Origin of the sequence: Prauserella salsuginis (genome assembly GCF_024648885.1) — a bacterium.
In the GTDB taxonomy this organism is placed as follows: domain Bacteria; phylum Actinomycetota; class Actinomycetes; order Mycobacteriales; family Pseudonocardiaceae; genus Prauserella; species Prauserella salsuginis.
In genome coordinates, this window is sequence record NZ_JANBBF010000009.1 from 746,959 (window position 1) to 758,595 (window position 11,637).

General features: G+C 69.3%; 11 protein-coding genes. 4 read left to right on the top strand and 7 right to left on the bottom strand.

Annotated features, from left to right (window positions below; all coding sequences use genetic code 11):
* Position 1: 1 nt before the first annotated feature.
* The 5 genes from LY40_RS10235 to LY40_RS10255 are packed head-to-tail and all read right to left on the bottom strand — an operon-like array spanning position 2 to position 5,361.
* Entirely contained in the window at positions 2–808 is an 807-nt protein-coding gene (locus LY40_RS10235) for an SDR family NAD(P)-dependent oxidoreductase (RefSeq protein ID WP_183783806.1), read from the bottom strand.
* A complete protein-coding gene (locus tag LY40_RS10240) occupies positions 805–1,716 on the bottom strand; it encodes a PCC domain-containing protein (RefSeq protein ID WP_258936637.1) in 912 nt (303 codons plus the stop codon). The genes LY40_RS10235 and LY40_RS10240 overlap by 4 nt, the downstream gene beginning before the upstream one ends.
* Positions 1,713–3,266 carry an acyl-CoA synthetase gene (locus LY40_RS10245; RefSeq protein WP_258936638.1) on the bottom strand — a complete coding sequence of 518 codons (1,554 nt, stop codon included), beginning with the start codon at positions 3,264–3,266 and terminating at the stop codon, positions 1,713–1,715. The genes LY40_RS10240 and LY40_RS10245 overlap by 4 nt, the downstream gene beginning before the upstream one ends.
* The gene (locus tag LY40_RS10250; protein WP_183783812.1) at positions 3,263–4,435 is read right to left on the bottom strand and encodes an acetyl-CoA acetyltransferase; all 1,173 of its coding nucleotides are present in this window, start codon (positions 4,433–4,435) and stop codon (positions 3,263–3,265) included. The genes LY40_RS10245 and LY40_RS10250 overlap by 4 nt, the downstream gene beginning before the upstream one ends.
* Entirely contained in the window at positions 4,432–5,361 is a 930-nt protein-coding gene (locus LY40_RS10255; RefSeq protein ID WP_258936639.1) for an IclR family transcriptional regulator, read from the bottom strand. The genes LY40_RS10250 and LY40_RS10255 overlap by 4 nt, the downstream gene beginning before the upstream one ends.
* Before the next feature lie 128 nt (positions 5,362–5,489).
* Between LY40_RS10255 and LY40_RS10260 the strand changes: the two genes are divergently transcribed.
* The 4 genes from LY40_RS10260 to LY40_RS10275 are packed head-to-tail and all read left to right on the top strand — an operon-like array spanning position 5,490 to position 9,183.
* Complete coding sequence (locus LY40_RS10260) at positions 5,490–6,497, top strand: DctP family TRAP transporter solute-binding subunit (protein WP_258936640.1); 1,008 nt, start codon at positions 5,490–5,492, stop codon at positions 6,495–6,497.
* A gap of 3 nt (positions 6,498–6,500) precedes the next feature.
* Complete coding sequence (locus LY40_RS10265) at positions 6,501–7,013, top strand: TRAP transporter small permease (protein WP_183783818.1); 513 nt, start codon at positions 6,501–6,503, stop codon at positions 7,011–7,013.
* Complete coding sequence (locus LY40_RS10270) at positions 7,010–8,404, top strand: TRAP transporter large permease (protein WP_183783820.1); 1,395 nt, start codon at positions 7,010–7,012, stop codon at positions 8,402–8,404. The genes LY40_RS10265 and LY40_RS10270 overlap by 4 nt, the downstream gene beginning before the upstream one ends.
* Before the next feature lie 8 nt (positions 8,405–8,412).
* Entirely contained in the window at positions 8,413–9,183 is a 771-nt protein-coding gene (locus LY40_RS10275) for an SDR family NAD(P)-dependent oxidoreductase (protein WP_258936641.1), read from the top strand.
* A gap of 64 nt (positions 9,184–9,247) precedes the next feature.
* On the opposite strand, the gene LY40_RS10280 is transcribed toward LY40_RS10275, so the two are convergent.
* Together LY40_RS10280 and LY40_RS10285 are read right to left on the bottom strand one after the other, a co-directional pair.
* Positions 9,248–10,609, bottom strand: a complete 1,362-nt coding sequence (locus LY40_RS10280) for an MFS transporter (RefSeq protein WP_183783822.1) — start codon at positions 10,607–10,609, stop codon at positions 9,248–9,250.
* Positions 10,610–10,619: 10 nt separating this feature from the next.
* Positions 10,620–11,630, bottom strand: coding sequence for a zinc-dependent alcohol dehydrogenase (locus LY40_RS10285; RefSeq protein WP_258936642.1), 1,011 nt, complete (start codon positions 11,628–11,630; stop codon positions 10,620–10,622).
* Positions 11,631–11,637: the final 7 nt, after the last annotated feature.

Consider the following 11,637-nt stretch of genomic DNA (forward strand, 5'->3'; position numbering starts at 1 on the left):
CTCAGCCGGGTGCGCAGGTCATGGCCAGGCCGCCGTCGACCGGCAGGCACACCCCGTTGACGTAGGCGGCCTCGTCGGAGGCCAGGAACAGGCTCGCGTTGGCGACATCCCACGGGGTGCCCATCCGCCCCGTGGGGCTCGCCGCGTGGCGGTCGGCCATGAGCTCGTCGATCGACCCCGCCTGCGACGCCAGCTGTTGGCGCACGAGGGGCGTCTCGATGAAACCGGGTGCCACGGCGTTGGCGCGGATACCGCGGGCGGCGTACGTCAGCGCCAGCGACACCGTCGCCTGGTTCACCGCGGCCTTCGCCGACATGTACGCCGGGTACTCGTAACCGACGTGGCGCAGCGCCGCGAGCGACGAGACGTTGACGATGGCCCCGCTGCCGCGGTCCAGCATGGCCGGCAGCACGTGCTTGCACGCCAGGAACACACCGTCCACATTGAGCGCGAATGCGCGGCGCCATTCCTCCAGGCTCAGCTCCATCGGACCGCCCAACACCGTGACACCCACGTTGTTGTGCAGGATGTCCGCAGGCCCGAACGCCTCGGCCGCACGGCCGACGGCGTCGGCGACCTGGCCCGCGTCGGTGACGTCCGCGGTGATCGCCGTCGCCGAACCGCCCTCGGCGCGGATCGCATCGACGGTGTGGTCCGCCGCCTCCGCGCTGACGTCCACGACGGCGACCGACGCCCCGTGCCGGGCGTAGGTCATCGCGGCGGCCTGGCCGTTGGTCGCTCCGTCCGGCCCGCCACCGCCGCCGAACACGAGTGCCGTCCGGCCGGCAAGTCGTGGAGTGTCGGTCATGCTGGCGCCTCCTCGGCGGTGTTGTCGATGTCGCGGGATATCGCACCGGAATCGGCGCGCTCGACGTACAGCTCGAACGTCACCGCCACCGGGTTCTGCCCCGGCAGTACGAGGCCCGAGTGCACGTCACCGTTGCGGTCCACGAGCGACGCGGTGAGCACGGCCTCGCCGTCGGCGACGGTGCCGGTGAGCGAGGTGAACTCGGTGGCGGGCCAGTCTGCCTCCGCGATCCGGCCGGGACCGGTGCGCAGCCGCGCGCCGACGGTGCTGCCCAGGCTGGCGCGGACCACCGCGGAACGGAAACCCGCCCGTGCCGCCACGTCCGTGACCGCGGTGTGCAGGTCTTCGCCGGGGCGGATGCGCGCCGCGACGGCCTGCGTGGCCGCCGCCTCCCAGCGCGGGTGCGGGCTGAACGCGGGCATCGCCGTCTCCGGGCAGGTGTCGCTGACGTACGCGACGTCGTGCAGCAACCGCATCGTCGCTTCGATCGGCACCGCGCCGACCGTCGTGTCCGGCAGCAGATGGCCGCCGCGGACACGTCCGTGCTCGTCGAGCCAGGTGGCGTGCACGTGTGCGAACCCCGAACCCTCACGGCTCCCCACGGTCGCGGAACCGCCCAGTACGAAACACGGACCGGCGGGTTCGTAGGTCTCACTGAAGTAGGCGGGACGCTCGGCGCCGACGGCCGGGTGCACGTAGCGCAGCGTGCCGAAGCTGCCGTGCACCAGTTCGACGCACGCCGCACGGTGACCTGCGGACTCGGTGATCCGCCACAGCTCCGCTGCGACGCGCGCGCCGGGCGGCAGCTCCGTCCGCACGACCGTCACGCCGGTGGGCACCGACACGATCCGCTCCGCCGAGCGGGGCCCGGGGTGCTGCAGTGGGAACCCGGCCCGGTGCGCGGTCACGACTCCGCCAATCGCTGCTTGATGGTGCGTTTGACCACCTTGCCGTATCCCGACTTCGGGATCTCGTCCCACCACACGAAGCGTTTCGGGATCTTGTACCGCGCGAGCGAGTCCCCGAGCCACGACCGCAACTCCTCGTCGTCGGCGATGGTGCCGTCGGCGGCGACACAGACCGCCACGCCGATCTCGCCCCATTTCGGGTCCGGTACACCCACAACCGCCGCCTCGGCCACGGCCGGATGGTGCAACAGGCGTTCTTCGATCTCCCGTGGGTACACATTGGACCCACCCGAGATGAACATGTCGGAAGCCCTGCCCGTGACGTAGACATATCCCTCGTCGTCGACCATGCCGAGATCCCCGGTGCGGAACCATCCGTCGCGGAAGGACTCGGCGTTGGCCTCGTCGTTGCGCAGGTAGCCGGCGAACACCGCGGGGCCCGCCACACAGATCTCGCCCTGCTCTCCCGTGGCCAGTTCCGTACCGTCGGAGTCCTGGATGCTGACCTGCATTCCGGTGCGCGGATGACCACAGGTGCCGTACTCGACGCCGTCCGGCGGCCTGCGGTCGTGCTCGTCCGGTGGCAGCACCGTGATGTTGCCGGTGACCTCGCCCAGTCCGTAGTACTGCACGAGCACGTCGCCGAGCACCGCGCGGGCGCGTTGCTGATCGGCGCGGTACATGGGTGCGCCTGCATAGATCACGTAGCGCAGCGAGCCGAGGTCGTGGTGGGCCGCCTCCGGCGCCTGGGCGAGCGTCGTGAGGATCGTCGGCACGGTGAAGGCGTTGGTCACCCGCTCGGCCTCGACGAGCCGCCAGACCTCCGCGGGCTCCAGCCGGGTCGACGTGGGCAGCACGGTCTTCGCGCCCCGTGCGACCTGCGGCAGCAGGTGGATCCCGGCGCCGTGGGACAGCGGCGCGACCACGATCTGCGCGTCGTCGGCGCCGAGGCCGGGCATCAGGTCGCAGAGATGGTTGTTGACGACGAAGCCCAGCTGGTCGTGGGTCAGCACGACGGCCTTGGGTCTGCCACTGGTGCCGGACGTGAAGAAGTACCAGGCGTGGTCACCGTTCCACACGGGCTCGTCCGGTTCGCCGGCCTGCGGGATGGGCAGGCCGGCGATCGCACCGTCGGCACCGGACGCGGCGCCGATCCACAGCGTGCCGCCGGTGAGCTCCGAGGCCGCGGCGACGGCATCGGCATGGTCGGCGTAGTCGGTGTGGCAGATGAGCGCAGCGGGCGTGGTCAGTTCGGCCAGCCCGGCGACCTCGGACGGGGTGAGGCGGAAGTTGGCGGGGGCGAACACTGCGCCCGCGCGCCACACCCCGAACATCGCCGCGATGAATTCGACGTGGTTGGGCGAGTGCACGAGCACCGCGTCACCACGGCCGATGCCCCGGCGGCGCAGCTCGACGGCGACCGCGGACGCACGCGTGTCCAGGTCCCGCCACGTCAGCCGCGTCGAGCCGGACACGACGGCGTCGCGGCCGGACAGCCGGGTGGCCGTCGCGGTCAGCAGATGGGCCAGGTTGACGGCACGCAGGGTCATCGCACCCGCTCCAGCACCGAGCAGTAGTTGGCGACCGCGACGCCGCCCATGTTGAACACCGCGGCGAGTTCGGCTCCGGGGACCTGCATCTCGCCTGCGTCGCCGGTCAGCTGAAGGGCTGCCATGATGTGTTGCGACACCCCGGTTGCGCCGATGGGATGCCCCTTCGACTTGAGCCCGCCCGACGGGTTCACCGGTAGCTCGCCGTCGCGTTCGGTGCGTCCGGAGTCGATGACGGTGGCACCCTTGCCCGGCTCGGCCAGGCCGAACGCCTCGTACTGCAGCAGCTCGGCCACGGTGAAGCAGTCGTGCGTCTCGATGAGGTCCAGGTCGGACAGTCCGGCACCGGCCTCGGCCGTGGCCCGGGTGAACGCCGACTTCGCGCCCGCGAAGGCGAGCACGTCGTCGCGGCGGCTCAGCGGCAGGTGATCGTTGGCGTGGGCCCTGCCGCGCCAGCCCACGGCGCGCGGTGCGCTCGCGGCGACGTCCGGGGAGGCCACGACGAGTGCGGCGGCGCCGTCGGAGACCAGTGAGCAGTCCGTGCGGCGGAGCGGATCGGCCACGAGCGGGTTGCGGTCCGACGCCTCGGCGCAGAACTCGAAGCCGAGGTCCTTGCGCAGGTGCGCGTACGGATTGCCGACACCGTTGCGGTGGTTCTTCGCGGCGATGCGGGCGAGCGTGTCGCGATGGTCGCCGTATCGCTCGAAGTAGTCACGGGCGATCCCGGCGAACACGCCCGCGAAACTGCCCGCCTGCTCCTCCTCCTTGCGGTAGGAGGCGGTGAGCAGCGCGTCGCCCACGACCTCGGGCTCGGCCGCCGTCATCTTTTCCGCACCGGCGACCAGTGCGATCCGGCCGCGGCCCGACTGCACGAAGTCCAGCGCCGTGAACAGTGCCGACGATCCGGTCGCGCAGGCGTTCTCGGTGTGCACCGCGGGCACGGTCGCCAGCTCGGGCCTGCCCGCACCGACCAGGCCCGCTTCGAAACCCTGCCGGGAGAACCCGCCGTTGAACACGCCGACGAAGATCCCGTCGACGTCTCCGGGTTCGGTGCCCGCGTGGTCGAGGGCGGCGCCGGTGACACCGGCCAGCAGCGCTTCCACGTCCGGTTCGGACGCCTTACCGAACCGGGAATGCGCCCAGCCGATGATCGCGGGGGTGGTTGTCATGATCGTCCTCTCGCGGATCGGGACTTCTGAGAATCGGTCAGTGCGGCACGGATGGACCGTGCCTCCGCGTGCAGCAGTGCGGCGAGTTCGTCGCGCCGGGCGCCGTCGAAGCGTTCGGCGATACTGGCGACGCTCAGCGCGGCGACCGGCCGGTCGGCGGGGTCGCGCACCGCGACGCCGAGTGCCCAGGACCCGGCGATGACGCGGCCGTCGTTCAGCGCGTACCCGTTCTGACGGGACCGGTGCACGAGGTCGTGCAGCGTGTCGTCGTCGAATCCGGGGTAGTGGTCGCGGGTCGTGGCCGTCGAGGCCAGCACGTCTTCGACGTCGTCGTCGGACAGTGCGCTGAGAATGGCGAGACTGCCCGCGCCGATGCCCAGCGGGTGCCGGTCGCCGACGGCCAGGGCGTAGTTGCGGATCGGACCGGGACCCTCCTGTCTGCGCGTGCACACGCCGTAGCTGCCGTGGCGCACGGTCAGGAACGTCGTGTCCGTCGAGGAGTCCGCGATCCGGATGAGGCTGTCGGTGCTCGCCTCGCCGAGGTCGTCGGCCCGGTGGCCCGCCAGCTCGCCGAGCACACCCGCCTGCAGCCCGAGGCGGTAGCACGCCGTGTCGGGATCCTGTTCGACGTATCCCTCGGCGACCAGCGCGACGAGGATCCGGTGCACACTCGCCTTCGGGCGGCCGCTGACGCGCGTGAGCTCGGCGAGTGACGCGCCGTCCGGGCGGTCACGAGCCAGCACACCGACGAGATTCAGCAGCACGAGTGCCCGCTGGATGCTCTGCGATCCGGACGGCCGGTCGGCGCCGTCGTCGGCGGTGTGAGCGATGGTCCATGATGCGGACCTACGTGCTGCTTTTCCAAGCTCAGGAGGGGGCGCGGCGGGTCGCGGCGCGTCGGCATCGGCGCTCACATCAGCCATCATGGGTCGATTCGAGCCGGACCGCAATGGTCCATATTGTGGACCATGGATCGCGAATGTGCATTGACATCGCTGATCGGCTTCTCTCAATATCGGTGTGCCCTTCCGGGGCGGACGAGGAGAAACGGACAATGATGTCGAAGCGCCTTCGGGGCGCCGTCGCGCTGCTGGCCTGCCTGATGCTCGGTGCATGCGGCTCGGTGACGGCCACACCGGACAGACCGGTCTACACCTGGGACATGACCGTCACGGTCGGCGAGTCCTCCACCTGGTATCAAGCGGCGGAGAGGTTCGCCGAAACCCTGTCACGCGAGTCCGGTGGCCGGATGAAACTCCGGATCTTCACCGGCGAACAGCTGTCGGCGGGCGATCCTGCTGCCGGGGTCGAACAGCTGATGAACGGCGACAAGGACTTCTCCTACAACTCCACGATCATCTACGCGGGCATCGACCCGCGGTTCGGCGCGATCAACGCCCCGTTCCTGTACCGCGATTACGACGAGGCCGACCGCGCACTGCAGGGCGGTGCGACCGCCGCCTACGAGAAGCTGTCCTCCGAGATCGGCGTGAAGATGCTCGGGTTCGGCGAGAGCGGCTTCCGGCAGCTGACCAACAACGTCCGCCCGGTGAGCAAGCCCGCCGACCTGGCCGGCATCAAGGTGCGCATCCCGGGGATCGGCATGTTCACCGACATCTTCCGCGGGCTCGGCGCCAACCCGACGACGATGAACTTCTCCGAGGTGTTCACCTCGCTCCAGCAGGGCACGATCGAGGGCCAGGAGAACCCGATGGACGTCATCTCGTCGGCCGGGCTCGCCGAGGTGCAGCCGCATCTGACGGTGTGGAACTACGTCTACGACCCGCTGATCCTCGGGATGAACCAGGACCTGTTCCGATCACTGAGCCCCGCCGACCGGAAGATCGTGGAGAAGGCCGCGGCCGACGCGAACTCCTTCCAGATCGAGACCAACCGGGGGCTCGAACAGCAGCAGATCGACGAGCAGTCGAAGCTGATGAAGACGACCGAGCTCACCGATGCGCAGCTCGCCCGCTTCCGCGCGACGGTACGGCCGCTGTACGAATCCTACGAACCGGTGTGGGGGCCCGCGATGGTCCGCGCCGTGAGCCCGGAGCGCTGAGCCATGCAGAAGTCGACTTCGGAACGCGTGCTCACAGCCGCGGAGAACGTGCTGGCAGCCGTCCCGTTCGCGGTGGTGGCTGTGGTCGCGTTCGTCAACGTCATCAGCCGGTACTTCCTCAACGCCTCACTGGCCTTCACCTCGGAACTCACCGTCAACCTCGCGGTGTGGATGGTGATGATGGGCGCGGTGATCGGGCTCAGGGAAGGCGCCCACCTGGGCTTCAGTGCACTGCACGAGAAGGCCACCGGGGTGGTGCGGCAGGCCATGACGGTTCTGATCACCATCGCCATCCTGACGTTCCTGGCCGTACTGCTGTACTTCGGTATCGACATGGCGATCGCTCAGCTCGGCAGTGGCAGGGCGACACCGTCGATCCGGGTTCCGCAGTGGTTGTTCACCGCCGCTCTCCCAGTGGGCGCGATCTTCGGTGTGTACCGCACGTTGCAGGCGAGTCGGATCGGCTTCCGCAGGTCCACAGTGGATTCTCAGCCGAGTGAGGAGGCCGACCGGTGATCGGTTTCGTGCTGTTCGGCAGCTTCTTCGTGTTGCTGCTGATGGGTGTTCCCGTGGCGTTCTCGCTCGGGGTGGCGGCCTGCGTCTCGCTGGTGGCCATGGGCGGTTTCGGGGAACTGTCGATCGTGCCGAACGTCTTCACCGCCTCCGTCGCGTCGGAGACGTTGCTGGCGATCCCGTTCTTCATCCTCGCCGGCGTGATCATGGAGTACGCCGGTATCTCGCGCAGGCTCGTGGACTTCGCACACGCCTGTGTGGGCAGGCGCAAGCACGGCTTGGCGATCGTCGTCATCATCGCCGCGTTCTTCTTCTCGGCCATCTCGGGATCGGGCCCCGCCACGGTGGCGGCCATCGGGTCGATCCTCATTCCGGCGCTGATCCGCCAGGGTTACGCAGCCCGGCACGCGACGTCCCTGCTCGCCAGTGCCGGTTCGATGGGCATCATCGTGCCGCCCAGCGTCGCGTTCATCATCTTCGCGGTGGTCGTGAGCGATTACGCCGGTGTGTCGATCGTGCGGCTGTTCGTGGCGGGCATCGTGCCCGGCATTCTGTTGGCCGCCGCGCTCGTGGTGGCCAGCCTGCTGCTGCCGCGGACCCAACCCGTCACGGTCGCGGCGGGCGCCGCAGGTGGCAGCGGCGGCAATGGTGGCAGTGGTGGTAACGGCGGTCGCAGCGGCGGCGACGCGGATGCGCCTGCTGCCGGCGACGGTGCCGAGGTGATCGCGTCGCACGGGTTCGCCGCCTCCTTCGGCAAGGCGATCCCGGGTCTGCTGGTCCCGTTGATCATCCTCGGCGGCATCTACGGCGGCATCGTCACACCGACCGAGTCGGCCGTGGTCGCGGCGGTCTACGCGCTGCTGGTCGGCCTGTTCGTATACCGGGAGATCAGCCCGCGGCAGCTGTACCGCATCCTCGTGACCGCTTCGGCGCAGTCGGCCGTGGTGATGTTGATCGTGGGTTCGGCCTCGGTGTTCGCCTACGTGGTCACCGTCAACGAGATCGCGGAGAACATCTCGGAGGCACTGCTGGGGCTGACCGGCAACACGGTGCTGATCGTGCTGATGGCCATCGTGGTGCTGTTGATCGTCGGCGCGTTCATCGACGCGGTGTCCGCGCTGTACCTCTTCGTGCCGATCATCGCGCCGGTGCTGCTCGAAGCGGGCGTCGACGTGACGACCATCGGCGTGATGATGGTCGTGAACCTGGCGCTCGGGCTGGTCACCCCGCCGGTCGGCGTCAACCTGTTCGTGGCCGCGGGTATCGCGAAGGTTCCGCTTGCCGAAGTCGTCAAGGGCATCCGGCCGTTCTTCGCCGCCGGCCTGGTCGTGCTGCTGCTCGTCGCGTACGTACCGGCGCTGTCCAACTGGCTTCCCGATCTGCTGGGCTTCTAGAAGGGAACGTGGAAGTGAATCCGTTCGACCTCACCGGCCGGGTCGCCCTGGTCACCGGCGCCGCGCGCGGTATCGGACTGGCCGTCGCACGGGGCCTGGCGGGACAGGGCGCGCACGTGGTGGCCGTCGACCTGGCCGACGAGTCGGCCGAGGTGACGTCTCTCGCCGCGGACTTCCCGGAGCAGCACGTGCGGTACCGGAAAGTGGATGTGCGTGACGAGGAGGCCGTGCGCGCCTCGGTCGATGCCACGGTCGACGAACTCGGTTCGCTCGACGTCCTGGTCAACAACGCGGGCACGGCCAGCAGGAACGGCCTGGACACGCTCACCGACGACGAGTGGTACCGCGACCTGGACACCAACCTGCGCGGGATGTTCCTGTACTGCCGCGCCGCCGAACCCCACATGAAGGAACGGGGAGACGGGCGGATCATCAACGTCAGCTCGATCTCCGGGATCATGGGCGGCCCGCGGTCGGGAGGTGCCGGCGGCGGTCGGTCCGGTCCCGCGTACGCGGCGTCGAAGGGCGGCGTGATCGCGTTGACGAAGTGGCTCGCCAAGGAGCTCGGCGCGGACGGGATCACCTGTAATTCGGTAGCTCCCGGCCCGATCGCGACGGCGCTGACCGCCGACGTCGCCTACGCACTGGACGACCAGGTGATCAAACGTATGGGCACGCCGGAGGAGGTGGCCGCGGCCGTGGGCTATCTGGCAGGACCGGGCGCGGGATACGTGACGGGTCAGGTGCTCAAGGTCTGCGGCGGTGCTGCCATCGGCTGAAACCGTGGCCCGGCCGCTGCCACGCACCGATACGTGGGCAGCAGCCGGGCCGTCGCCGCGGGTGCTAGGAGATGCGCTCGCCGGTCGTCTCCGGCCGGTCGGCGGTCTCGGCGGCGGAGTCGGCGGCGGCGCCCGCGGGGCGATGTGCCACCAGCAGCACACAGGCCGTCGTCACCAGGCACACCACTGCGAACACCGCGGCCACCAGCCACGGTTCACCACCGCCCGCGACCAGCAGGGAGGTGGCGACGGCAGGGACGTACCCGCCCGCGATCGCCGACACCTGATAGGCCAGCGACAGTCCGGTGTAGCGGACGTCGGCACCGAACAGCTCCGAGAAGAACGTCGACTGCACGGCGAACATCATGGTCGGTACGAACACGTATGCGATCACGAACGCGAGCGTGATTATCGGTATCGACCCCGAGTCGAGCATCAGGAAGAACGGGACGGCGAACACGACGCCGAACACCGAGCCCGCGAGATAGATCCTGCGTCTGCCGATCCGGTCGGACAGCGCTCCGATGATCGGCACGGTCACCAGCCCGATGACCGAGGCCAACAGCATGCCGTTCAGCGCCGTCGACTCCGCGACGCCGACGTGGGTCGAGACGTAGTAGATACCGAAGGCGTTGATCGCGTTCGAGGTGACCGTCTCGCCGAGCCGAGCGCCGAAGGCGAGCAGCAGGTTACGGGGATGCTTGCGGAACACCTGCAACAGCGGGATCGGCTGCTTGCCGCTGTTGTTCCGCTTCCGTTCCGCCGCGGTTCGCTCGAACTCGGGACTTTCGCTCACCTTCAGCCGGATGACCAGACCGACCCCGAGCAGCATGATGCTGACGAGGAACGGCAGCCGCCAACCCCAGGACAGCAGCTCCGCCCTGTCCAGTTGGCTGACCAGTGCGAAAGCGCCGGTGGACAACAGGATGCCCCCGGACGCGGCAGCCTGGGGGAGACTGCCCCAGAACCCGCGCCGGGCCTCGGGTGCGTGTTCGATGGTCATCAGGGCCGCGCCCGCGTACTCGCCCCCGAGCCCGAGTCCCTGCGCGAGGCGGAACACGACCAGCAGGATCGGAGCGGCGATGCCGATCTGTTCGTAGTCGGGCAGACACCCGATCGCGAACGTACCGACGCCCATGATCATCAGCGTGATCACGAGCATCGATTTGCGTCCCACCCGGTCGCCGAAGTGTCCGAACACGACACCGCCGAGCGGACGTGCGACGAACCCGACGCCGAACGTCGCGAACGCGGCCAGTGTGCCGACGGTGGGTTCCGCATCGGGGAAGAACACGGGGCCGAACACCAGCGCCGAGGCTGTACCGAAGAGGAAGAAGTCGTACCACTCCATGAGAGCGCCGATGAAACTGGCGATGGCGACGGTGCGCATGCGTTTCCGCTCGCCACGCTGCGAGACGGGGGTCATGTGTGCTCCTTCAGTCGGAGAGTCGAACGAGAACCTTCACGGTGTCCGGGTCGGCCGCCGCCGGGTAGGCGGACGAGGCGTCGGCGAGCGGGAAACATCGGGAGATGAGGGGCCGTGGGTCGATGGATCCGTCGGCGATGAGCGACAGCGCGGAGTCGATGTCGGCGGGCAGGTACATACCGCTGCCGACGAGGTCGACCTCGAAGCGCTGCATCCGTGGCAACGGCAGGTCGAGCTCGGTCCGTGACGGCACGCCGACGACCACGACCCGTCCGCCACCGCGAGTGCCGGCCACGGCAGCGCGGAGCGTGTCCGCACCGGCCACGCAGTCGAATGCCGTCGTGAATCCGGCGAGCTCGCCGAGGCGCTCGGGTTCCACCACCCGGTCGGCGCCCAGTCGGGAAGCCAGGTCACGTTTCGCCGCGACGGGTTCGACGAGAGTGATCCTGCCGGCACCGTGGGCGCGAGCGGCCAGCAGTACGGCCAGGCCGATGCAGCCGCCGCCGATCACCAACACGTTCTCCAGGGCCGGCGGCCCGTGGGTGCGGCCCACCGCATGGACTGCGGTGGCCAGTGGCTCGGCCAGGCAGGCGACATCCGTGGCCACCGCGTCGGGAACGCGATGCAGGCGGGACGCGTCCTGGACGGTTCGGGTGCGCGCCGTGCCGGGCAGTTTGAACCCGAGAACCCGCGCGGACTCGCACGTGTTGAGGGCACCGGCCGCACACGCCGCACACTGTCCGCAATGGACCAGCGGATTGATCAGCACCCGCTCGCCGCGGTCGATCCCGGTGACGCCGTCGCCGATCGCGAGTACTTCGCCGATGCTCTCGTGCCCGGTCACCACGGGAGGACGGACGAACGGATGCCGTCCGGCATAAACGTGCAGATCCGAGCCGCATATGCCGACATACGAGGGCGCCACCAGTGCTTCTCCCGGCCCGGGACGAGGATTGTCGGCGACCTCGCCCACTTCGACCTCGCCGACGCCGGGGAAGCGGATCTCCTTGACCAACACCATGTCCTCC